Below are 21,135 nucleotides of genomic sequence, written 5' to 3'. Positions count from 1 at the left end.
CCCGCGCTGCAGATACTTCTGCAGCGCGGGCATGGAAGTGGCGCGCTCGACGAGGGGCGCGAGCTAGCCGACGAGGGCCGCGATCGCGACGATCGCGCTGGCGAGGGTCAGCACTCCGGCGACAACGAACAGCACGATGTGCACGGTGAGGAACTTCGTTGCCTTGCCGGCGGCATCCCGAGCCCTCGGGTCCTTCACCACGCGCCGGTAGAGCGGCGGCCAGACGATGAGGTTGAACACGACGTTGGCGAGAAGGAGCGCGACGAGAAGCGGTGAATCCATTAGTCGAATCTACCGCGCGCTGTCTACCTCCCTCCGGATGCCGCGGTGCGCACGACCGCCTTCGGTAGGCTCAGGTCATGACTGAACCGTTGCTCGTAAGCGTCCCAGGCAAAACCCTGCGTAAGGCCATCGGCGACATCGATGGCGTCAAGTTTGTCGAGTGGGACATGTCCGGCCCGGCGCCGGAGTCCTCCTTCGACATGGTCATCCTGCCCTACATGGGATCGCCGGAGACGCTGGAGGCGCTTCAGGGCGTGACGACAAAACTGGTGCAGAGCCAGTCGATCGGATACGACGGTATGGACGAGGTATTGCCACCGGGGAATGTGTTCGCCAATGCTTCTTCGGTGCACGAGACCTCGACCGCCGAGCTCACCCTGGCGCTCGTGCTCGCGGCGCAGCGCGGCATCCCGGACTTCGTTCGCGCGGCAGAGAAGGGAAAGTGGGCGCCCGCCAGGCACGCGAGCGTCGCGGACCGGACAGTTCTGCTGCTCGGCTACGGCGGAGTCGGCAAGGCGATCGAGGACCGCCTGCTCCCCTTCGAGGTCAACGTCGTTCGGGTTGCGACCCACGCGCGGAGCGATGAGCGCGGCGAGATCCACGGCATTGACGAGTTGCCCGAGCTGCTGCCCACCGCCGACATCGTCATTGTCGGGGTTCCGCTCACCGAGGAGACGACCGGCCTCGTCGACGAGAACTTCCTCTCGGCCATGCCCGATGGGGCGTTGCTGGTGAACATCGCGCGCGGCGCCGTGGCCGACACGGATGCCATCCTTCGCCACGCTGAATCGGGCCGCCTGCGGTTCGCGCTCGACGTGACCGATCCGGAGCCGCTGCCGGACGGGCATCCGCTCTTCGCCCTCGAGAACGTGCTGATCAGCCCCCATGTCGGTGGCGCATCGACGGCCATGATGCCGCGGATGGCGAAGCTCGCCCGACGCCAGATCGAACGGATGCTGCGGGGCGAAGAACCCGAGAACGTGGTGCTTCGCTCCTAGCATCTGACCCGCTTGCCGGGCGACAGCGTCGAGCTAAGGAAACAACCGTGAGATAAGGATCACCAGCCGGAATTCATCCTTATCCGGCCTCTTCTTCCTTCTCCCGGCGCGAACGCCGGCCGTCATCCGCGTGACGCGCGGACCACTCGGCGATGAGGTCGATCGCCGTCGCGAACTCCGGGAGCGCCGGACGGTTGAGGAACGCGTGGTGGGTCTCGGGGAGAACACGGCGCGTGACATCCGTGCCCGCATCACGAAGCTCAGCGGCGAACCGCTCGGCAGAGGAACGCATGACGTCCCTGTCGGCGTCGATCATCAGCGTTGGTGGGAAGCCGCCGAGGTCATGCCCGCCGGGGAATGCGAGTCGCTCCGACAGCACCGTGGCTGAGCCGGCGTAGTTCCGGTTGACGGCGTCGAGGAGAAAGGGCGCGTGCGTCAGTCTGCGGTGGCCGGTCGGCCGGGATTGCAGCTCGGGCGTGCGGGCGGGAAGAGCCGCGTGGAAGAAACCGTAGGCCAGCACCGTGCCGAGCACCGGCGAGCCCTCGTCCGTCATCCGCAGGGTGGCCGTGGCTGCAAGGCATGCGCCGGCGCTCGCCCCGCCCATGAAGATCGGGCCGCCAGCGCGCCCGCGCGCCCACCGCACGACGGCGGCAACGTCGTCACTCGGCACCGGGTGTCGCACCGCGGCGCGGCCCGCGAGCGCGCCCAGCTGCGCCAGGCCGGGAAGCGGGACCAGCCGATAATCGACGGTCACGACCGTGATGCCCCTGCCCGCGAGGGCGAGCGCAACGTCGTGCGACTCGGGCTGCTCAAGCCCACCCGTGAAGAACCCACCGCCATGAAGCCAGACCAGCACAGGACAGAACCCATCGGATGCCGCCGCCTCGTACCAGCGGACCGGAATGTCGCCGTGAGGCCCGTAAACAACCAGCCCGTCAAACCCCATCGCAGACCCCACCCTGCGCCGTACCCGAAAAACCACGTCAGCTTCCGCTTTCGGTCGCGCCCGAGCCGCTCGCCCCTGACCCGGCGTCGGTTGCGACTGGCGCGCCTGACCTGCCGTCGATCGCGCCCGGGTCGGTGTCGATCACCTCGCGGAGGAAGGCGACGTGCCCGTCGAACGCGGCCCGGCCCTCGTCGGTGAGTTCTGCCCACGTGCGGGTTCGGCCACCGAGGCCAGGCCCCTTGACCAGCTTCAGGTACCCCGCCTGCTCAAGGTGCTTGAGGTGTTTGCTCAGCGTCGGATCGCTCACACCGAGAGTGTCCCGAAGCAGCGCGAACTCGCTGCTGCCCAGGCGAGCAAGGATGCCGCAGACCCGCAGTCGCACGACGCCATGCACCGCTTCATCGAAGCGTGCTTCTGCCGCCATTACTCACCCTCCGCGATGGAGCGAGCGAGCGCGCGCTCCATCGCGATCCCGAGCGCAAGGCTCCCCCCGAAGGCCACCACCACGATCGCACCGAACAGCACGGCGGAATCGGCGAGGGTCGCCAGGAACGGGCCGAGCACCACGAGGGCAACCACGAAGACCAGTTGGGCCGTGCCAACCGTCATCGACCGCCGATACACCCACGGTTCGGCGCGGGTACCGGTGATGGCGGGCCGCAGCACCCCCAGGAGCACCATCGCCACCGCGGCGATCACGAAACCCATGGACTGCCAGTGGCCGAGGCTGAACGAGAAGACGAATCCGGCAATACAGAGCGACTGCGCGATCACATACCAGAGCGGAGCAGTGGTTCGCCCGCTGACCGTTGCACCGTCGGCCGTCAACGCATCGAGCTGCTCCTGGGCGGCCAGGGGACTGAGGGCATCGTCTCTTTCCATGTCGGCAACTCTACAGTTGCCGACATGGAAAGTCGAGAATCTTTTTCGTCGCACTCGCGCGTGAGGTGTAGGCTCTGTGGTCAGACCACACCAATGACGGGAGCAGCGTGACGGACGAACCTCGCGCCTGGCAAGTGGTGCTCGAGTCCATCGAGCGCGACCTGCTCGAGGGCCGCTTGCGGCCCGGCGACCATCTCCCCGGCGAACGCGCCCTCTCCGCCGACCTGGGCGTCGGCCGCTCGAGCGTGCGCGAAGCACTTCGGGTACTCGAGGTACTCGGGCTGATCCGCACCGCGACCGGATCCGGTCCGAACTCGGGCGCGATCATCGTCGCCCTCCCCGGCGGCGGGATGTCGGCACTCATGCGACTGCAGGTCGCGGCAACGGGATTCGCCGTGACCGACATCGTGGCAACGCGACTCGTGCTCGAGACCGCCGTAGCCGCCGACCTCGCAGGCGCGGATCCGCGGCCGAGCCTCGAGGCATCCGTGGCCCTGCTCGACGTCATGGAGTCGCGCACGCTCACCGCCGCCGAGTTTCTCGCACTCGATGCCCAGTTCCACCTGTCGCTGGCCGAAGCATCCGGCAACCAGGTGATCGCGGCGACGATGGCCGGCCTGCGCAGCTCGATCGAGAGCTATGTGCGGGCCGGAGCGGCGACCCTGCCGTCGTGGTCCGCGACGGCGGCGCGCCTCAAGGCCGAACACCGCGACATCGTCGCGGCCATCGAGACCGGTGATGCGGCGAGCGCCCGGTCGACGGTGCACGCGCACATCACGAACTACTACGCGGAGACGGACTTGCCCGCGCATCGAGCGGTTGGTTTGCCAGAAATGGTTCCGGATGCCGCTCCGCGGGGCACGTAGACAACCCTTTGTGGCAGCTCGAACACACCACCCCGACAGAAGGAGACCCCATGGTCGACAGACGAATCCCGAAGGTGCGCGACCTCGCGCCGCTCATGCAGTTCAAGAAGCCTGAGTTCAACGCGCGCACCCGCCGGCTCGCCGCGGCGACGAGCATCGCCGACCTGCGCACAATCGCCAAGCGCGTCACCCCGAAGGCACCGTTCGACTACACCGACGGCGCGGCCGAGGGCGAGATCTCGCTCACTCGTGCGCGTCAGGCGTTCCAGGACATCGAGTTCCACCCGTCGGTCCTCCGCGACGTATCGCAGGTCGACACTACCCGCGAGGTGCTCGGCAAGACGAGCGCGATGCCGTTCGGTATCGCGCCGACCGGCTTCACCCGGATGATGCAGACCGAGGGCGAGCGCGCGGGAGCGACGGCGGCCGAGGCCGCAGGCATCCCGTTCACTCTCTCCACCATGGGAACGACGTCGATCGAGGACGTCGCCGCGGCAGCACCGGGCGGACGCAACTGGTTCCAGCTCTACATGTGGACCGACCGCGACCGGTCGCTCGCGCTCGTCGACCGGGCCCAGGCTGCCGGGTACGACACCCTCATGGTCACCGTCGACACCCCGGTCGGCGGCGCCCGCCTCCGCGATGTGAAGAACGGCTTCTCGATTCCGCCGGCACTTACCCCCAAGACCGTAATCAACGCGCTGCCTCGCCCAGCCTGGTGGATCAACTTCCTCACCACGGAGCCCCTCGCCTTCGCGAGCCTCGACCGATGGTCAGGAACCGTCGCCGCGCTCATCGACACGATGTTCGACCCGACGGTCGGACCCGACGAGGTCAGGTTCATCCGCGAGCAGTGGAAGGGCAAGCTCGTCGTCAAGGGCATCCAGTCCGTCGCCGATGCGCGGCTCGCCGTCGAACTCGGTGCCGACGCGATCGTGCTGTCGAACCACGGCGGGCGCCAGCTCGACCGTGCGCCGATCCCGTTTCACCTGCTTCCCTCCGTCGTTCGCGAGGTCGGCAACGAGGTCGAGGTTCACCTCGACACCGGCATCATGAACGGTGCCGACATCGTGGCATCCGTTGCTCTGGGCGCCCAGTTCACGCTCATCGGACGCGCGTACCTCTACGGCCTCATGGCCGGTGGGCGCCAGGGTGTCGACCGCACGATCGAGATCCTCTCGGAGGAGATCACCCGCACCATGAAGCTGCTCGGTGTCGCGAGCCTCGACGAGCTCGAGCCGCGCCACGTGACCCAGCTGGCCCGACTGGTGCCGTACGCATCACCCGCTGCTGACGCCGTCGCGGCTGCCCAGCGGTAGACCCGAACCCTTCGGGAGGAAGATCCGGCGGCCCATCGTCCATGCGTGGACGGGCCCCGGATTTTCCTCCCGAAGCACCACCCGCAAGAACGCACCAGCTCAACGCTCCCACAACGGCAGGGTGCGTCAGCGCACGAACCGTCGCCGCATCCGACCAGGCAGCGCGCCGATCCCCCACAGCGTGACCCGGAACATCGCCTCCAGGACGATACCCCCGGTCATCTTGGATTCACCGAACTCCCGCTCGACGAAGGTGATCGGCACCTCGACGATCACGAGTCCCGCCCGCTGGGCATGGAACAACATGTCGACCTGGAACCCATAGCCCTGGCTGTGCACATCCTCCAGACGGATGCTGCTGAGCGCGCGAGCGGTGAACACCCGGTATCCCCCTGTGACATCGCGCTGCGGCAGGCCGAGCACGAACCGGGCGTATGCGCTGCCGCCCCGCGACAGCACTTCGCGATACCTCGGCCAGTTCTTGACGCCACCACCGGCAACCCAGCGGGATCCCAAAACGACGTCAGCGCCGGCATCCGCAGCACTCAACAACGATGGAAGCTGCTCGGGCGCGTGCGAACCGTCTGCGTCCATTTCCACGACGCGGCGGTACCCGCGGGCGAGCGCCCACCGAAACGCCTCGCCGTATGCCATGCCGAGACCGTTCTTCGCCGCACGGTGGAGGACAAACACCGCCGCATCGGATGCCGCCAGACCGTCGGCAATATCACCGGTGCCGTCGGGTGAGTTGTCGTCGACGACGAGCACGTCAACCCCTGGCGTCGCAGTGCGGACCCGACCAACGATGGCGGTGACGTTCTCGCGCTCGTTGTATGTCGGAATGACGACAAGCGTTTCGGCCACGTGCGTCCTCCCGGGGCGGCGGGCGCCGCGCGGCTTCCCAGCCTAAACCAGAGAGCGGGCGCCCACGCCGCCTACCGCACCCCGCTCATCAGCCGGAGTACCGGCCTGGCGATGACGGCGAGAATCACGCCGATCACTATCGCGATGCCGCCGAGCAGCCCGAAGTAGACCGACTCATTCACCGTGAGGTACCACTCGGCGAGCAGTCCGGAGACCGCCGATCCGAGCGCCACCGACAGGAAGAACAACGCGACCATCTGCGTACGGAAGGCTTCCGGCGCGAGCTTTGTCGCGACCGAGAGTCCGACGGGCGACAACAACAGCTCGGCGATGGTGAAGACGAGCAGGATACCGATCATGGCGAGCAACGGCGTCGAGTTGGCTGCCCCGCCCGCGAACGGCAGGAAGAACAGGAAGGCAATACCCATAATGGCGGTGCCGGCGGCGAACTTGAGCGGCGTCGATGGCTGCTTCGTACCCCACTTGGTCCAGATCGCCGCAAACACCCCGGAGAGGATGATGATGAAGATCGGGTTGATCGACTGCACCCACGACACCGGCATCACCCAGCCGAAGAGGCTCCGGTCAAGCCGCTCGTCCGAGTAGATCGTGACGACGGTGAACTGCTGCTGGTAGAGCGACCAGAAGGCCGCACTGGCGATGAACAGGGGGATGAACGCGTAAACCCTCTTGCGTTCGGTCGCCGTCACCTGCGCGCTCGTCAGGATCACGACAAAATAGGCGATAGCGGATGCCACGGTGAGCAGGATCACGATCGTCACGAGGTTTTGAGCGGTGATGACTCCGACCATCACGAGAACCACGATGAGGACCACACCGGCCGCAGCGATGAGCCCGTAGGCCAGCCAGCGTGATTTCGGCAACGGATCCGGCACCTGCCGCGCGATTGCCGGAAGCCGCTTGCGGCCGAACGAGTACTGGACGAGCCCGGCGGCCATACCGACAGCGGCGAGACCGAAGCCGAAGTGGAAGCCGAGGCTCTGCTGGAGCAGCCCGGTCAGGATCGGGCCGAAGAACGCTCCGAGATTGATGCCGAGGTAGAAGAGCGAGAAACCGGCGTCACGGCGCGGATCCTTTTCTGAATAGAGCGTTCCGACGACGCTCGTTGCGTTCGCCTTGAGACCGCCGGAGCCGACGGCGACGAGGATGAGACCGATGGCGACGCCAGGGATGCCGGGAATAAGCGCGAGAGCGATGTGGCCGACCATGATGACGACGGCGCTATAGAACAGAACACGCTCGCTGCCGAGGAGACGGTCAGCGATCCACGCTCCGAGGATGGTGGAGAGGTAGACCCCTCCGCCGTATGCTCCGACGATGCCGGCTGCGGTGACCTGCGGGATGCCAAGACCACCGTCAGCTGCGGAGTAGTACAGGTAGATAAGGAGGATGCCCTGCATCCCGTAGAAGGAGAAGCGTTCCCACATCTCGACGCCGAAGAGGTTGGCAAGCGAGCGTGGTTGCCCGAAAAAGCTGCGATCTTCACGCGCCGAGGCCGGAGTTGTGACCTGACTCATAGTTACGACGGTACCCCGCGAACGGGGGCATTGCGAACTCCCGGGCAAACCTCCGCCCTCGCTCGCACCGCGCGGGGAGGCGCTAGACGCTCCCGAGCTCCTGGAGCACCGCCTCGAGCTGATCGACGGCCCAGTCGAGGTCGGCCTCTTCCACAACGAGCGGCGGCGCAAGACGGATCGTCGATCCGTGGGTGTCTTTGGCGAGCACCCCACGCTCCATGAGCCGTTCACACACCTCACGTCCGGAAGCGAGTGCTGGGTCGATATCGATCCCGGCCCAGAGCCCTGCCCCGCGTACCTCGAGAACCCCGTGGCCGACAAGTCCGTTGAGCCTGTTGTGGAGTCGAGCCCCGAGCACCCTGGCGCGCTTCTGGTACTCGCCGCTCGCGAGCATCCGTACTACCGCGCGGCCGACCGCCGCCGCGAGTGGATTACCGCCGAAGGTCGACCCGTGCTGCCCCGGCTGGAGGACTCCGAGCACGTCGCGATTGCCGACGACAGCTGACACAGGCACGATGCCACCGCCGAGCGCTTTGCCGAGCAGATAGAGGTCAGGCACGACCCCGACGAGGTCAGAGGCGAATGTGGTTCCGGTGCGGCCGAGCCCCGACTGGATCTCATCGGCGATCAGGAGCACGTTGTTGTCGGTGCAGATCGTGCGCACCGCCGGCAGGTAGTCCGCGGGCGGCACGACGACGCCGGACTCACCCTGGATCGGTTCGACGAGCACCGCGACAGTGTTCTCATCGATGGCAGCCGCGAGCGCGTCAGCATCGCCATAGGGCACCGTACGGAACCCAGGCGTGTACGGGCCGAAGTCGGCCCGAGCATCAGGGTCGTCGGAGAAACTGATGATCGTCGTTGTCCGTCCGTGGAAATTGCCGGACATCACGATGATGTTCGCCTGACCATCGGCGACGCCCTTGACGCGGTAGCCCCACGCTCGCGCCACCTTGATCGCCGACTCCACGGCCTCGGCGCCCGTGTTCATCGGCAGCACCATCTCTTTGCGGCTGAGTTCGGCGAGCGCCTGGGCAAAGGAGCCGAGCTGGTCGTTGTAGAACGCACGGCTGGTCAGTGTCACCCGGCGCAACTGATCACGTGCTGCCTCGACCAGTGTCGGATTCGAGTGCCCGAAGTTCACTGCCGAGTACGCGGCGAGGCAGTCCAGGTAGCGCTTGCCCTCGACGTCGGTGACCCAGGCACCATCGGCGGATGCCACCACCACCTCGAGCGGGTGATAGTTGTGCGCAACGTACTCTTCTTCGCTCGCAATGGCGCGTCGCGCATCGGTCGTCATCACGTTCAGCTCTTCGTTCACGATGCTCATGCTCTCCGCAGCTCCAGTGTGCAGCACTTCACTCCGCCGCCGCCGAGCAGCAGCTCGGACAGGTCGACGCCGATGGGGTTGTAGCCGCGTTCGCGCAGCTGGCGTTCGAACCCGACAGCACGTTGTGCGATCACGACGTTGTATCCGTCGGAGATCGAGTTGAGCCCCAGGATCGAGGCATCCTCTTCGCTCACGATGATGGCATCCGGGTAACGGTCACGGAGGATCTCGAGTGAGCGGGCGTCGAACGCGCTTGGCAGGTAGGCGATGTTCGCCGGCGTCTTCCCGGCGACCGGGTCGAGAACGGCGATCGCTGTGTCGAGGTGGTAAAAGTTCGGGTTCACGAGTGTGAGCGTGACCACCTCGCGGCCGAAGATCTCGGCAACCTCGCTGTGGCTCTGTGATTCGCTTCTGAATCCGGTTCCCGCGAGGATCGTCTCCCCGACCAGGAGGAAGTCGCCCTCACCCTCGTTGACGTTCCGGGGGACCCGGACGTCGAAGCCGTTGCTGCGGAACCACTCCATGTACGCGGGGCCCTCCGGCATCCGCTCGGGGTGAGTGAAGCTCGCGCCGTACGCGATGTTGTCGATCACGAACCCGCCGTTGGCCGAGTAGACCATGTCGGGCAACCCGTCGATCGGATCGATGAGCTGTACGTCGTGGCCGAGACCGACATACGTGTCGTAGAGCACCTGCCACTGGGCGAGCGCCCTGGCGGTGTCGGTGGGCTTCGTCGGCTCCATCCACGGGTTGATCTTGTACGAGACGGTGAAGAACTCGGGTCTGCACATGAGGTAGCTGCGGGTCGTCGGCACCCGGGTCCCGGTCTGTCCTGCTGCCATGGTGTCGATGTTCGTCATGCTGATCTCCGTCACGAAGAAGCGGCGGACGGTGTCCAGGGAGGCCGGCAGCTCGCGAGAGGCGATCAGACCGGCACGCCGTAGAACCAGTGTCGCACGCAGTCCCGTGATGATGTCGACAGTTGTGCGCACGAATGCTGCGTGAGTTTCGCTCTGGACGCAAAATCCTGCCGTAGACTGCGGCAATGGACAACCTCGATCGCGGCATCATCGATCTGCTCAGACAGAACGCGCGCGCCGGGTATGGCGACATCGGAAACGAGGTCGGCCTCTCAGCTTCCGCGGTCAAACGCCGCGTCGACAGGCTCGTCGCCGACGGCGTCATCCGCAGTTTCACCATCCAGGTCGATCCAGCGGTCGACGGCCTGCACACCGAGGCATACGTCGAGATTTTCTGCCGCGGGACCGTCGCGCCCGATGACCTCCTTCGAATCCTGGCCGATGTCCCCGAGGTCATCGACGCCGGCACTGTCACCGGGAGCGCCGATGCGATAGTTCACATGCGCTCACGGGACATCCCGAGCCTGGAAGCCGCACTCGAGCGAGTCCGCCACGCCCCGCACGTCGACCACACGCGGAGCGCGATAGTCCTGTCCCGGTTGATCTCCCGCGAGGTCGACTAGCGTCGAGCCCTGTGGCACGCGTCGGTGGCTAACCCGCGGGCGTTAAAGCAGAAAGGCCACGCCCCCGAAATGCTGTGATCGGGTCCGCATTGCTGCGGTGGCGTGGCCTTGCTGTGTCGTTATATTCGGCTCAGCGAGCCGAATCAGACAGAGTATTGCTTTTGGTTAGATGTTCTTCTTGCCTGTGACTACACGGAGCAGCCAGGCGATGATTGCCAGAACCAGGAGGACGACGCCAACCCACAGCAGGAAGTTGAGGGACTGCACGAAGCCACCGGTGACAAGAAGAATGATGGCGATGATTGCGACCACTACAAGGAGAATGTTCATGGCAACGACGCTAACAGCGGGCGTCACCATCTTCCGCATCGAGGGAAGGGCCTTGACGCGGGACCCGGCTTACTGATAAAGCGGTGGGAATTGCTTGTGATTCTGCCTCAAACAACCCCGCCGACCCCGTTCCGGGAGTAGTGGACTCTTTGGTACACGCTACTCCTCAACCGTCGGCGGTGAGTGTTCTTCGAGAGGAGATCCCGTGGTCACGATTGTCAAAAGTGCCGACCTGATCGTCGGAACCGGACGCACCGGGCGATTCGAGGGAGCGTCGCACGGCGCCGGGATTTCATTCTTTCTTGTCGACAACGACCCGGGCCAGGGGCCGGTTCTGCACCGTCATCCCTACACCGAAACGTGGCTGGTCTGGTTCGGATCGGTGCGCATTACGGTGGGTTCGGAGTCAATGGATGCCGTTGCGGGCGACATCCTCACCGTCCCTGCCGAGACCACGCACAAGTTCGTGAATTCGGGCACCGGACCGCTCCGCATGGTGTGCATTCACGCTTCACCACGGATGATTCAGGAAAATCTCGAATAGATCGCTCGGAGAAACGAGTGGAAGCCGCAGGCACGGAGATGTCGTCGCACCTGCAGCATCCGCTCGCGGCTATTTCTTCGCTGCTACTTTTTCGCAAAGTTCAGCAGCGCCTCGGTCACCTCATCGGCGTGCGTCCAGAGCAGACCGTGCGGAGCACCCTCGATCTCGATGTAATCGGCGTCGGGAAGGAGCTTCGAGAACGGCCGCCCGGTCGAGTCGATCGGAAGGATCCGGTCGGCCGTGCCCTGGAGAATCAGAGTCGGCACATCGATTTTGGGGATGTCTGCACGAAAGTCGGTCAGCCAGGTGGGAACCGCAGCGGATGCAGCGAGCCAGGAGGCCGCCGCAGCGACGTTCCAGCTGCCACGAACAGCGGCCTCACTGATCCGCGATCCGCGCGTCTCGTCGAGGTTGTAGAAGTTGGCAAAGAAATCGTCGTACCAGGCGAACCTGTCGGCAGTGGCGGCCCTGGAGATGCCGTCGAAAACGTGCTGCGGCACACCGGCCGGGTTGTCCTCTGTCTGCAGCAGGAAAGGTTCGAGCGACGCGAGGAACGCGGCCTTCGCGACCCGTTCAGAGCCGTAGGTGCCGAGGTAGCGGCCCACTTCCCCCGTGCCCATCGAGAACCCGACGAGGATCACATCGGTGAGGTCGAGTGTGTCGAGAAGCGTATTGAGGTCAGCGGCATAGGTGTCGTAGTCGTGGCCGACGGCTGGCTGGCTCGACTGGCCGAAGCCCCGGCGGTCATAGGTGATGACACGATAGCCGGCGTCAAGAAGAGCCGCCGACTGCTTCTCCCAGGAGTGACCGTCGAGCGGGTAGCCATGGATGAGCACGACGGGCTGGCCCGCGCCATGGTCTTCGTAGTAGAGGTTGATGTCAGTGGAGTTCTCTGTGCCGACCGTGATGAAGCTCATTGCAATCTCCGATTCTCTAACCGCCTTACGGCGCTTGTCAGGTTATAGCGATAAGAAAACCACAGGCCACCCAACCTGTCAAGCGCTTTGATATGGTTAGAAGATGAACGGAACCACTGGCACCTCAAACACGCCCCTGCTGCTCGATCTCGTGAACTCACGACTCGAGCTTCCCGACGCCGTTTATGACGAACTTGGTGACCAGGCCGCGGCGCGGCAGTGGCTTCGTGAGCACGGCGGAACGGGAAGCCCCGCCGAGGTGGAGGGCGCGAGGCGGGCGAGGTCGGCTTTCGTGCCGTTTCTGCGCGGAGAAGCGTCGGTCGCGGTGCTTGAGCCCTGGTTGAGCGCGATGCACAAGACCGCTGCCCTGGAGCATGGCCGTCTGGTGTGGTCGCTGAGTGTCGATGATGACCTCGCGATTGGTGCCCGCGCTCTTGAGGAGTGGGACGCACTGCAGACCCCAACGGGCTCACGGATCCGACCGTGTGCGAACCCAGAGTGCCAGCACTTCCTCGTCGACCACAGCAAGGCAAATTCGCGTAAGTGGCACTCGATGGAATCGTGCGGAAATCGCATGAAGTCCAGGCGCCACTACGCTCGCACCAGGGAAATCTCGAGCTGAATCCCCGCGCCGATCTCTCGGGTGACAACCAGCGCCCGGTGGCAGACTGAACGACGGCGGACGAACCCCGCCAGTGGAAGGAACAAGCCGTCATGCCAGACGCCCCCGACCTCAGTGGCCTCCGTGCCCTGAACGGCGATTTCACGCGGTTCATGATGTCGTACAAGTTCGGCATCGACGAGGTCATGACGAAGATCAACATCCTTCGCGAAGAGTTCAGCCACCGGCACGACTACAGCCCGATCGAGAACGTGAGCTCACGGCTCAAGTCGGCGGAGAGCATTCTCGCCAAGGCGGATCGCAAGGGCTCGGAAATGACGCTCGACGGCATCCGTTCCGACGTTCAGGACATCGCGGGCATCCGAGTGACCTGCAGCTTCATCTCCGACACCTACAAGATCTTCGACATGATCGCGGCCCAGCGGGATGTCACGGTGCTGCAGGTACGCGACTACATCGCCCAGCCCAAGGCGAACGGCTACAAGAGTCTGCACATGATCATCGAGGTGCCCGTCTTCATGTCCGATCACGTCGAGCAGGTCAAAGTGGAGATCCAGATCCGCACCATCGCCACGGACTTCTGGGCGGCGCTCGAGCACAAGATCTACTACAAATACAACCGCGCGGTTCCTGAGCGACTCCTCGACGAGCTCCGTGACGCGGCGCTCACGGCGAACCGCCTCGACGTGAAGATGGAGCGGCTCCACGATGAGGTGGTCGCACTCCGCGGTGTGGTTGGCGCTGATGACGGCGTTATCGACACCCGTGATATCGGCAGGGATGCTGTTCCTGACGCGATGCTGCGGATGCTCGCGGCCGCGCGCGTGAAACAGCGGTAACCGGCGCGGAAGCGCCTAGGGTCGCAGCTCGGCCAGGAAGCCTGTTTCGAGCGCTGCCCACACGGTGCCGTCTGCGGCAACGGCAATGCCGTGCGGCTCGCTGTCCGGTGTCGGCAGGCCTGTCACGGCAATTGTGCCGTCGGCGGCGATGAACCCGATCTGGCTTGAGCCCCACATCGTGAACCAGCACCCGCCGGACGGGTCGGCGGCGATCGCGTGCGGCTTGCTGGAACGGTCGGGCAGCGGGAACTCGGTGAGGACTCCATCGCGATCGAGTCGCCCGATCTGTCCGGCGGCGATCTCGGTGAACCAGGCGGCGGCATCCGTCGCAACGGTGATTCCGACCGGGCCGGCCTTGCTGGTGGGCAGGTCAGTGACGACGACCGCAGAGTTGCCGCCGCGAATGTAACCGATGGCGTTGGCACCGTTGAGCGTGAACCACACGCTCTCACCGGAGCAGGCGATCATCGAGGGGTTGCCATGGTCGACACCGGCGGTGAACTCGGTCACTTTGCCGAGAATGTCGACCTTGCCGATCAGGTCGGTGGTCATCTCGGTGAACCACACCTCCCCCGATTCGGCGGCGGCGATACCGAACGGGCGTCCACCGACGCTCGGCACCGGAATCTCGGCCCGGATTCCCTCGGGGCCGATGCGGACGATGCGGTTGCGTGCGGCATCCGTCACCCAAATGGAGTCCTCGGTTGCCGCAGCGAGGAGTGACGGCTCGGAGCCCTCACCGAGTCCGATCGTGTCGAGTGTGCCATCGGCGTCGCGGCGCACGACCGCCTGCCCCCGGATAAGGGTTGCCCAGACGGCACCGTCGTCGGTGAGCGCAACGCCATAGGGTGCGGCCTCTGCGTCAGAAATCCTGTGCTCAGTGAGGTGCGTTCGCTCGGTCATTGTTCAAGCCTAAGCGCCGGTCGCGCTGGCAGCACCCCTCTCGGCGTTTGCTCAGACAGCTTTGTATTGCTACGTTGGGCCGCACCGCCATTGCTTCGCCGACCGTTCAGGACGAGGACACCGTGCCCCAGAAGTTCACCATCGATGCCCGCTCGGCCGTTCCGCCGTTTGAACAGTTGCGGGTACAAGTCATCAACGCCGTGCGCGACGGCACCCTCGTCCCCGGCGACAAGCTGCCGACGGTGCGGACCCTGGCCGCAGACCTCGGTATCGCCGCCAACACCGTCGCTCGCGCCTACCGTGAGCTCGAGCGTGACGACGTGATCGAGACCCGCGGTCGCAATGGCTCTTTTGTTTCGGCGGTCGGCGATCCGACCCACAAGCAGGCCCAGCTCGCCGCTGTTGCCTACGCAGACCGCGTGAAGTCGCTCGGTATCTCTCCCGATGACGCCCTGTCGATCGTGACGGCTGCACTCGGCATCCGTTCGTCCTGAACCCGCCCGAGGTTACGCGGGCGCCGACGTCCCATCGCGCACCACAGGGTTGCGGATGCCGATGAACGAGACGATCCCGCCGAGGATGAGCGCGATGGCGGTCACGCCCATTGCACGGTGGAAGCCGCCGAGATCGAGCACCGAGCCGAGGATGAGACCGGCACACGCAACGGCGACGAGCCCGGCAACCCGGGCGACCGCGTTGTTGATGGCCGATCCGATGCCGGCCTGGGACTCATCGATCGCACCGAGGATCGCGCTCGTCAGCGGTGCGACGGTGATCGAAAGACCGATGCCGAAGAGCACGAGCCCTGGCAGGAGCTGAGACCAGTAGTCGACGTCAGCGCTGACCGTGAGCATGAGGAGGAATCCGATCCCGCCGACGATCGGACCGATGGTCATGAACATCCGCGGCCCGATTTTTCCGGCGAGCGCGCCGATCCGGCTCGAGAGCGCCAGCATCACGAGGGTCGGCGGGAGCGTCGCAACGCCGGCCAGGGTAGCGGGCCAGCCGGCCACCTGCTGCAGGTAGATGGCGATGACGAAGAAGCCAAAACCGAGCGCGCCATAGATGAACACTGTGGCGATATTGCCCGCTGAGAAGTTGCGTGACCGGAACAGCGAGAGCGGCATCATCGGGTCGGTTGTGCGGCGCTCCCACCAGAGGAACGCGCCGAACGCCGCGATCCCCAGTACCAGCGGGAGCCACACCACCGGGCTCTGCCAGCCGAACCGCCCCTGTTCGATGAGCGCGAAAACCGGACCGCCGAGTCCGATCGCGCCGAGCACAGCGCCGACCAGGTCGACGCGCGGCCGGCGCGAACGCTCCGGCTGCTTCTCCATCTTCACGAGCAGCCAGAGGGTCACCGTGATCGGCAGGATGTTGATGCCGAAGACGAGCCGCCAGCTCACCGTGTCGACGAGCAGACCGCCGACGAGTGGACCGACGATCATCGCGGTACCTGTCCATGCCGTCCACGTGCCGATGGCTTTCGCCTGGGCCTGACCCGAGAAGGTCGAGATGATGATCGCGAGCGAGCTCGGAACGAGCAACGCCGCCGTCCCACCCTGCAGGGCACGCACGACGATGAGAAACTCGGCGCTCGGGGCAACCGCGCAGAGCAGGGAGGTCGCTCCGAATCCGGCCAGGCCGATTGCGAGGATGCGAACGCGACCGAAGGCATCCGACAGCGAACCGGCAAGGAGGATGAATGCACCGAGCGTCAGCAGATACGCATCGACCACCCATTGCTGAACCGACAGGCCGCCACCGAGTTCCCGCGAGATCGCCGGCAGGGCGACGTTGATGATCGTGCCATCCAGGAAAGCGACGAATGACGCGAGGATCGCGACGAGTAAAACGATTCGCTGGGTAGCGGATTCGGTGCGGGGGGCGGATGCCATGCACCCCAGTATGCGCCGGGGCACCCCGTCGCGGGAGGGGTTACGGCGCGGGTTCGGAGGGTTCGGGAATCACGCGAAGACCAGCTGGCGAGTTCGCCAACCGGACCAGCTGCTCGACCCAGGCGCGGTTGAGGCGTGGCTCCCTGCTGCCGGCGAAGTCGAACTGGAGCGGAATCGCCGGGTGGATCCAGATGGAGCTGTGTCCGCTGCCCGAGGCGACCGTGTACTCCCACGAGAACGAGAAGCTCTCACCCCGCCGAACCTTCGACAGGATGACGACCTTGAGGTGCGCGAGCACGCGGTCGTCGAAGTCGACGGAGATCGACGGCGTTCCATAGATGAACTTGCCCATGACCTACTCCCCCAGCCCGGCGTCGATGTCGTTCATGACCGCGTTGAAATCTTCGGCGGTTTTCTCGGCTGCCGTTCCTTCTTCGACCTTGCCCTTGATGCCCACCTGCGGCATCTCCGGGACCTGGAAGCGCTTGGCTTCCTCTTCGCTGCTCACGCCCCCGACGTCGGCGACGTCGAACTGACTGGCCGGGCTGAGCAGGAACTCGTGCACGGTGATCTCCCCGTTCTCCTCGAGAACAGGGATGTCCACGGTGACGCTGTGCTCTGCGTCAGCGACAGTGGTTGTGTACTTGAGAAGCGCCGCCGTGATGGCGTTGCCCGTCACGATTGATCCGCCGGAGTATGTGATGCGCTTCATAATTCGACCGTACTGCAGTCTCGAGATTCGTGAGCACCGCTGGACCGCGTGCGCCCGCCGTGATACACGCGAACGCCCGTGGATCCTCAGCTCACCGACGGCGACTAAATGACCGCTTCGCTCCACGGGTCAGGGTTGCCGAACCGGTGCGCCGTGATCGAAATAGCCTGCTCGTGCAGGAACGGCAGCAACTCGATCCGGCCAGCCGGCGTCACAGCGCCCGCGTAGATCGCGAGGTCAGGGTTGCCCTCTGCCGCTCCGGCCAGGGCCGTGTGCAACCGGCGCCGCGCCTCAGTGCTGCCGACGAGCCGCACCCGGTGAGCATCCGCATCGAGCGCGGCGGCCCGCTCGATCCACTCGGCATCCGTCTCGACAGACACGGGAACACCGAGGTCGGCAAGCACACCACGGATGGCTGCGGGCAACCCGGATGCCACGCTCAGCGTGAAACGGGACCGCGAACGCACACCGGCTATCACCACGCGAAGCACCTCACCGAGGTCCGCGTCTGCGGTGCCGCGAACGGCGACGGAAACCGGGCGGTAGCGGAAGAGGTTGCGCTCGACCTCGAGCGCCGAGGCATCCTTCACCTCGCCGTACTCGTTTCCCCAGGCGATGGCATCCGAGAGCGCAGAACGGCGGAGGACGTCGAATTCCTCGTACCCGAGCGACGGCTGGGCCGACTCGATGATGCGGGTGACGCGCGAGTCGAGGCCGCGCAGGTGGAGCGTCGTGCTGCTTGAACCGGAGTCAGGCACCCACGAGCCCAGGGTCAGCAGGTAGTTGGGGCCACCGGCCTTGGCTCCGGCGCCGACGGCGGAACGCTTCCAGCCGCCGAACGGCTGACGCTGCACGATCGCGCCCGTGATGCCGCGGTTGACGTACAGGTTGCCCGCTTCGACGGTGGCGAGCCATTCCTCGAGGTCGTCGGCGTCCTGGGTGTGCAGTCCGCTCGTCAGCCCGTAATCGATGGCATTGGTGTACCGGATCGCCTCGGCGAGCGTCGAGGCGTGCATGACGCCGAGCACAGGCCCGAAGAACTCGGTCAGGTGGAAGTACGAGCCGGGGGCGACGTCGCCGCGGATCCCCGGCGACCAGAGGCGACCGGTGTCGTCGAGCTGGCGTGGCTTGACGAGCCACTTCTCACCGACGCCGAGTTCGGTGAGCGCATGCAGCAGCTTGCCGTCGGCCGGCTCGATGATCGGGCCCATCTGGCTGGTGGGGTCGTCGGGGTAGCCGACGCGGAGCGAGGTTGCCGCGTCAATGAGCTGGCGACGGAACCGGTCGCTCTTCGCGACCGAACCGACGAGGATGACGAGGCTTGCCGCCGAGCATTTCTGGCCGGCGTGGCCGAACGCGCTCTTCACGACGTCGGCGGCCGCAAGGTCGAGGTCGGCGCTCGGAGTGACGATGATGGCGTTTTTGCCGCTGGTTTCCGCGTGCAGTGCCAGCTCCGGCCGCCAGGACCGGAAGAGCTTCGCGGTTTCCCACGCGCCAGTGAGGATCACCCGGTCGACGCTCGGGTGGGAGACGAGCTGCTGGCCGAGGCCGTCTTCGTCGAGCGAGATGAGCGTGAGAAGCTCCTGCGGGATGCCGGCTTCCCAGAGCGCTTCGGCGAGGACCGCGGCCGAGCGGCGCGCCTGCGGTGCCGGCTTGAGGATGACCGCTGAGCCCGCGGCGAGCGCTGCGAGCACTCCACCGGCCGGGATGGCGACGGGGAAGTTCCACGGTGGTGTGACGACGGTGAGCCGGGAGGGCACGAACCGTGCACCCCGGATCGCGTCGAGTTCACGGGCCTTTGCGGCGTAGTAGTGGGCGAAGTCGATGGCCTCGCTGACCTCGGGGTCGGCCTCGGCGATCGTCTTGCCGGTTTCGGATGCCATCACCTCGATCAGGCGGTCCCGGTTTGCCGCGAGCGCAAAACCGGCACGGTCGAGAAGGGCGGCGCGTTCCGCCGCCGGGGTTGCACCCCAGGCCGTACCGCGTTCCCGGACGCCGGCGACGATGAATTCGAGGGTTTCGGCATCCGTCACCGTGCACGCGGCGATCGTCGCAGCCCCGAGGTCGCTGCCGGGAACCCTGGCGAGAATGCGGCGCGCCCACGCGCGGTTCGCCGGCAGGGCCGGGTCGGTGTCGCGGGTGTTGACGAAACCCGGCGCGCCGATGTCGGTCGCCGGCACCGTGTTGAGGGTCGTTGTATCGAACACCCGAACGGTGTCGAACGGCGACTCGGTCTTCGATCCGCGGGCAAGTCCAAGCACCTGCTGGGTCATGCTCACCTCGTCGTCATCGACCGCGACAGGTCTCGTGATCGATTGATCGCCGGCCGGCGCCTTGCCCGGTACGAGTTCAGCGACTGGCGCGAGCGTCCATTCCGTTTCGCGGTTCTGCAGGCGGCGAGGCGTTGGAGCCTCGCTCGCCGTCGCATCCAGTTGCGTCACGCTCGCGAGGAAACGGCCCTTCTCCCTCTCGAACAGTGCGGCGTTGTCGTGGAGCTCGAAGACCGCCGACATGAAGTTCTCCTGCGACGCGTTCTCTTCGAGGCGGCGGATCAGGTACGAAATCGCCACATCGAACTCGCGCGGATTCACGACGGGTGTGTAGAGCAGCAGATCGCCGACGTCGCGCTTGACCGCCGCGGCCTGTCCGGTGGCCATACCGAGGAGCATTTCGAAGTCGACGGCGTCGGTAACGCCGCGGTCCTTGGCGAGGAGCCAGGCGAAGGCGACGTCGAAGAGGTTGTGACCGGCGACGCCAACGTGAACGTTTTTCGCGCGCTCGGGGGTGAGCGACCACAACAGGACTCGTTTGTAATTGACGTCGGTGTCTTGTTTCACGTCATACGGCGCTGTCGGCCAGTCGTGGAGTTTGGCTTCGACACCCTCCATCGCAAGATTGGCGCCCTTGACGAGTCGCACCTTGATCGGGGCGCCACCGGATGCCACGCGCGTGGCCGCCCAGTCCTGGAGCGTTTGCATCGCGGAGAGCGCGTCGGGCAGGTACGCCTGCAGAACGATTCCGGCCTCGAGGTTACGCAGCCGCGGGCGCTCGAGCACGCGCATAAAGACCGCGAGGGTGAGGTCGAGGTCGCGGTACTCCTCCATGTCGAGGTTGATGAACTTGGGCGTCGTGGACTCAGCCGCCAGCTCATACAGAGGCGTCAGTCGCTCGACGATGCGGTCGACAGCCTCGTCGAACGACCACATTGACAGCTGTGAGGCGATGGCGGAAACCTTGATCGAGACGTAGTCGACATCGTCGCGGACGAGGAGATCGCGGGTACCCTCGAGCCGCTTGTGTGCCTCGTTCTCGCCGAGCACTGCTTCGCCGAGCAGGTTCAGGTTGAGCTTCGAGCCACCCTCGCGGAGCGACGCGATGGCCGGTCCGAGCTTCTCCGATGTTGCGTCAACCACGAGGTGACCGACCATGTCGCGCAACACGCGGCGAGCGATGGGGATCACCACGCCAGGGATGACCGGGCCAAGCACACCACCAGCGGTGATCGCGGCGCGCAGGTACCACGGCAGGAACGCCGGGGCGAGCTTCGCGACGCGCTGCAGGTTATAGCCGGCGACGAAGAGGTCTTCCGGTCGCATGACACCGTCGACGAAGCCGACGGTAAAGGCCAGCCCATTCGGATCCTTCAGCACATCGGCGAGTCGCTGGGCGGCAGGATCCACCGGAGCGTCAGCGCTCTCGTCCACCCATTTGCGGGCGAGAACGACGGCGTCGGCTGCGAGTTGAGTGGCGCTGAGTTCGGCGCCGGCCGAAGTGTGAGGCATGATCACGAGACTATTCCCTCTGTACCTGGTGCGAAGGGAGCGGAACGCGGGTTGCGTCAACTCTCAGCTTCAGTGTGTGG

The 21,135-nt window shown here is 65.6% G+C and carries 23 protein-coding genes; 8 read left to right on the top strand and 15 right to left on the bottom strand.

Features of this window, described 5'->3' with window-relative positions; all coding sequences use genetic code 11:
• Window positions 1–63: 63 nt before the first annotated feature.
• Window positions 64–282, bottom strand: coding sequence for an SCO4848 family membrane protein (locus AC1X6S_RS15745; RefSeq protein WP_483406687.1), 219 nt, complete (start codon window positions 280–282; stop codon window positions 64–66).
• A gap of 77 nt (window positions 283–359) precedes the next feature.
• Between AC1X6S_RS15745 and AC1X6S_RS15740 the strand changes: the two genes are divergently transcribed.
• Window positions 360–1,280, top strand: a complete 921-nt coding sequence (locus AC1X6S_RS15740) for a 2-hydroxyacid dehydrogenase (RefSeq protein ID WP_483406686.1) — start codon at window positions 360–362, stop codon at window positions 1,278–1,280.
• A gap of 79 nt (window positions 1,281–1,359) precedes the next feature.
• On the opposite strand, the gene AC1X6S_RS15735 is transcribed toward AC1X6S_RS15740, so the two are convergent.
• From AC1X6S_RS15735 to AC1X6S_RS15725, 3 genes are read right to left on the bottom strand one after another with little or no spacing between them, the layout of a single operon-like run.
• Window positions 1,360–2,226, bottom strand: a complete 867-nt coding sequence (locus AC1X6S_RS15735) for an alpha/beta hydrolase (RefSeq protein WP_483406685.1) — start codon at window positions 2,224–2,226, stop codon at window positions 1,360–1,362.
• A gap of 37 nt (window positions 2,227–2,263) precedes the next feature.
• The gene (locus AC1X6S_RS15730; RefSeq protein WP_483406684.1) at window positions 2,264–2,650 is read right to left on the bottom strand and encodes a transcriptional regulator; all 387 of its coding nucleotides are present in this window, start codon (window positions 2,648–2,650) and stop codon (window positions 2,264–2,266) included.
• Window positions 2,650–3,108, bottom strand: coding sequence for a hypothetical protein (locus AC1X6S_RS15725; RefSeq protein WP_483406683.1), 459 nt, complete (start codon window positions 3,106–3,108; stop codon window positions 2,650–2,652). Before AC1X6S_RS15725 ends, AC1X6S_RS15730 begins: the two co-directional genes overlap by 1 nt.
• A 107-nt stretch (window positions 3,109–3,215) precedes the next feature.
• Here AC1X6S_RS15725 and AC1X6S_RS15720 point away from each other — a divergent pair, with 107 nt between their 5' ends.
• A complete protein-coding gene (locus AC1X6S_RS15720) occupies window positions 3,216–3,974 on the top strand; it encodes a FadR/GntR family transcriptional regulator (RefSeq protein ID WP_483406682.1) in 759 nt (252 codons plus the stop codon).
• A gap of 50 nt (window positions 3,975–4,024) precedes the next feature.
• Window positions 4,025–5,293, top strand: a complete 1,269-nt coding sequence (locus AC1X6S_RS15715; RefSeq protein ID WP_483406681.1) for an alpha-hydroxy acid oxidase — start codon at window positions 4,025–4,027, stop codon at window positions 5,291–5,293.
• Between the two features lie 126 nt (window positions 5,294–5,419).
• Here the strand turns inward: AC1X6S_RS15715 and AC1X6S_RS15710 are convergent, their stop codons facing one another.
• The 4 genes from AC1X6S_RS15710 to ddaH form a co-directional block, all read right to left on the bottom strand.
• Entirely contained in the window at window positions 5,420–6,157 is a 738-nt protein-coding gene (locus AC1X6S_RS15710; protein WP_483406680.1) for a polyprenol monophosphomannose synthase, read from the bottom strand.
• Window positions 6,158–6,228: 71 nt separating this feature from the next.
• Complete coding sequence (locus AC1X6S_RS15705; RefSeq protein ID WP_483406679.1) at window positions 6,229–7,695, bottom strand: peptide MFS transporter; 1,467 nt, start codon at window positions 7,693–7,695, stop codon at window positions 6,229–6,231.
• Between the two features lie 82 nt (window positions 7,696–7,777).
• Window positions 7,778–9,025: an ornithine--oxo-acid transaminase gene (gene rocD, locus AC1X6S_RS15700; RefSeq protein ID WP_483406678.1), complete on the bottom strand. Its 1,248-nt coding sequence runs from the start codon at window positions 9,023–9,025 to the stop codon at window positions 7,778–7,780.
• Complete coding sequence (gene ddaH / locus AC1X6S_RS15695; RefSeq protein WP_483406723.1) at window positions 9,022–9,885, bottom strand: dimethylargininase; 864 nt, start codon at window positions 9,883–9,885, stop codon at window positions 9,022–9,024. Before ddaH ends, rocD begins: the two co-directional genes overlap by 4 nt.
• Before the next feature lie 185 nt (window positions 9,886–10,070).
• Between ddaH and AC1X6S_RS15690 the strand changes: the two genes are divergently transcribed.
• Window positions 10,071–10,508 (top strand): Lrp/AsnC family transcriptional regulator, encoded by a 438-nt coding sequence (locus AC1X6S_RS15690; RefSeq protein WP_483406677.1) that lies wholly within the window; start codon window positions 10,071–10,073, stop codon window positions 10,506–10,508.
• Between the two features lie 165 nt (window positions 10,509–10,673).
• Here the strand turns inward: AC1X6S_RS15690 and AC1X6S_RS15685 are convergent, their stop codons facing one another.
• Window positions 10,674–10,838 carry a hypothetical protein gene (locus AC1X6S_RS15685; protein ID WP_162924865.1) on the bottom strand — a complete coding sequence of 55 codons (165 nt, stop codon included), beginning with the start codon at window positions 10,836–10,838 and terminating at the stop codon, window positions 10,674–10,676.
• 205 nt (window positions 10,839–11,043) lie between these two features.
• Between AC1X6S_RS15685 and AC1X6S_RS15680 the strand changes: the two genes are divergently transcribed.
• On the top strand, window positions 11,044–11,382 hold the full coding sequence (locus AC1X6S_RS15680; RefSeq protein WP_483406676.1) for a cupin domain-containing protein: 339 nt from the start codon (window positions 11,044–11,046) through the stop codon (window positions 11,380–11,382).
• Between the two features lie 83 nt (window positions 11,383–11,465).
• Here the strand turns inward: AC1X6S_RS15680 and AC1X6S_RS15675 are convergent, their stop codons facing one another.
• Window positions 11,466–12,299, bottom strand: coding sequence for an alpha/beta fold hydrolase (locus tag AC1X6S_RS15675; protein ID WP_483406675.1), 834 nt, complete (start codon window positions 12,297–12,299; stop codon window positions 11,466–11,468).
• 103 nt (window positions 12,300–12,402) lie between these two features.
• Here AC1X6S_RS15675 and AC1X6S_RS15670 point away from each other — a divergent pair, with 103 nt between their 5' ends.
• Both AC1X6S_RS15670 and AC1X6S_RS15665 read left to right on the top strand, forming a co-directional pair.
• A complete protein-coding gene (locus tag AC1X6S_RS15670; protein ID WP_483406674.1) occupies window positions 12,403–12,921 on the top strand; it encodes a CGNR zinc finger domain-containing protein in 519 nt (172 codons plus the stop codon).
• A gap of 92 nt (window positions 12,922–13,013) precedes the next feature.
• Window positions 13,014–13,760 (top strand): GTP pyrophosphokinase, encoded by a 747-nt coding sequence (locus AC1X6S_RS15665; RefSeq protein ID WP_483406673.1) that lies wholly within the window; start codon window positions 13,014–13,016, stop codon window positions 13,758–13,760.
• Window positions 13,761–13,775: 15 nt separating this feature from the next.
• Here AC1X6S_RS15665 and AC1X6S_RS15660 read toward each other — a convergent pair whose 3' ends face one another.
• Entirely contained in the window at window positions 13,776–14,663 is an 888-nt protein-coding gene (locus AC1X6S_RS15660; protein ID WP_483406672.1) for a Vgb family protein, read from the bottom strand.
• Window positions 14,664–14,737: 74 nt separating this feature from the next.
• On the opposite strand from AC1X6S_RS15660, the gene AC1X6S_RS15655 reads away from it, so the two are divergent.
• Window positions 14,738–15,157, top strand: coding sequence for a GntR family transcriptional regulator (locus AC1X6S_RS15655; RefSeq protein ID WP_483406671.1), 420 nt, complete (start codon window positions 14,738–14,740; stop codon window positions 15,155–15,157).
• Window positions 15,158–15,169: 12 nt separating this feature from the next.
• On the opposite strand, the gene AC1X6S_RS15650 is transcribed toward AC1X6S_RS15655, so the two are convergent.
• The 4 genes from AC1X6S_RS15650 to AC1X6S_RS15635 form a co-directional block, all read right to left on the bottom strand.
• Window positions 15,170–16,561, bottom strand: coding sequence for an MFS transporter (locus tag AC1X6S_RS15650; protein WP_483406670.1), 1,392 nt, complete (start codon window positions 16,559–16,561; stop codon window positions 15,170–15,172).
• 40 nt (window positions 16,562–16,601) lie between these two features.
• On the bottom strand, window positions 16,602–16,913 hold the full coding sequence (locus tag AC1X6S_RS15645) for a DUF7882 family protein (RefSeq protein ID WP_483406669.1): 312 nt from the start codon (window positions 16,911–16,913) through the stop codon (window positions 16,602–16,604).
• 3 nt (window positions 16,914–16,916) lie between these two features.
• Window positions 16,917–17,273 carry a hypothetical protein gene (locus tag AC1X6S_RS15640; RefSeq protein WP_483406668.1) on the bottom strand — a complete coding sequence of 119 codons (357 nt, stop codon included), beginning with the start codon at window positions 17,271–17,273 and terminating at the stop codon, window positions 16,917–16,919.
• 104 nt (window positions 17,274–17,377) lie between these two features.
• Complete coding sequence (locus AC1X6S_RS15635) at window positions 17,378–21,055, bottom strand: proline dehydrogenase family protein (RefSeq protein WP_483406667.1); 3,678 nt, start codon at window positions 21,053–21,055, stop codon at window positions 17,378–17,380.
• Between the last annotated feature and the right edge of the window lie 80 nt (window positions 21,056–21,135).

The organism is Mycetocola sp. Y442 (genome assembly GCF_056898615.1).
Note: the sequence above shows the minus strand (reverse complement) of the source record. Positions and strands in the feature narration are given on the sequence as shown.

What these genes read in the sequence shown, in the direction of transcription:
- AC1X6S_RS15745 (WP_483406687.1), bottom strand. Translation starts at nt 282, where the DNA reads ATGGATTCACCGCTTCTCGTCGCGCTCCTTCTCGCCAACGTCGTGTTC.
- AC1X6S_RS15740 (WP_483406686.1), top strand. Translation starts at nt 360, where the DNA reads ATGACTGAACCGTTGCTCGTAAGCGTCCCAGGCAAAACCCTGCGTAAG.
- AC1X6S_RS15735 (WP_483406685.1), bottom strand. Translation starts at nt 2,226, where the DNA reads ATGGGGTTTGACGGGCTGGTTGTTTACGGGCCTCACGGCGACATTCCG.
- AC1X6S_RS15730 (WP_483406684.1), bottom strand. Translation starts at nt 2,650, where the DNA reads ATGGCGGCAGAAGCACGCTTCGATGAAGCGGTGCATGGCGTCGTGCGA.
- AC1X6S_RS15725 (WP_483406683.1), bottom strand. Translation starts at nt 3,108, where the DNA reads ATGGAAAGAGACGATGCCCTCAGTCCCCTGGCCGCCCAGGAGCAGCTC.
- AC1X6S_RS15715 (WP_483406681.1), top strand. Translation starts at nt 4,025, where the DNA reads ATGGTCGACAGACGAATCCCGAAGGTGCGCGACCTCGCGCCGCTCATG.
- AC1X6S_RS15705 (WP_483406679.1), bottom strand. Translation starts at nt 7,695, where the DNA reads ATGAGTCAGGTCACAACTCCGGCCTCGGCGCGTGAAGATCGCAGCTTT.
- rocD (WP_483406678.1), bottom strand. Translation starts at nt 9,025, where the DNA reads ATGAGCATCGTGAACGAAGAGCTGAACGTGATGACGACCGATGCGCGA.
- ddaH (WP_483406723.1), bottom strand. Translation starts at nt 9,885, where the DNA reads ATGACGAACATCGACACCATGGCAGCAGGACAGACCGGGACCCGGGTG.
- AC1X6S_RS15690 (WP_483406677.1), top strand. Translation starts at nt 10,071, where the DNA reads ATGGACAACCTCGATCGCGGCATCATCGATCTGCTCAGACAGAACGCG.
- AC1X6S_RS15685 (WP_162924865.1), bottom strand. Translation starts at nt 10,838, where the DNA reads ATGAACATTCTCCTTGTAGTGGTCGCAATCATCGCCATCATTCTTCTT.
- AC1X6S_RS15675 (WP_483406675.1), bottom strand. Translation starts at nt 12,299, where the DNA reads ATGAGCTTCATCACGGTCGGCACAGAGAACTCCACTGACATCAACCTC.
- AC1X6S_RS15670 (WP_483406674.1), top strand. Translation starts at nt 12,403, where the DNA reads ATGAACGGAACCACTGGCACCTCAAACACGCCCCTGCTGCTCGATCTC.
- AC1X6S_RS15665 (WP_483406673.1), top strand. Translation starts at nt 13,014, where the DNA reads ATGCCAGACGCCCCCGACCTCAGTGGCCTCCGTGCCCTGAACGGCGAT.
- AC1X6S_RS15660 (WP_483406672.1), bottom strand. Translation starts at nt 14,663, where the DNA reads ATGACCGAGCGAACGCACCTCACTGAGCACAGGATTTCTGACGCAGAG.
- AC1X6S_RS15650 (WP_483406670.1), bottom strand. Translation starts at nt 16,561, where the DNA reads ATGGCATCCGCCCCCCGCACCGAATCCGCTACCCAGCGAATCGTTTTA.
- AC1X6S_RS15645 (WP_483406669.1), bottom strand. Translation starts at nt 16,913, where the DNA reads ATGGGCAAGTTCATCTATGGAACGCCGTCGATCTCCGTCGACTTCGAC.
- AC1X6S_RS15640 (WP_483406668.1), bottom strand. Translation starts at nt 17,273, where the DNA reads ATGAAGCGCATCACATACTCCGGCGGATCAATCGTGACGGGCAACGCC.
- AC1X6S_RS15635 (WP_483406667.1), bottom strand. Translation starts at nt 21,055, where the DNA reads ATGCCTCACACTTCGGCCGGCGCCGAACTCAGCGCCACTCAACTCGCA.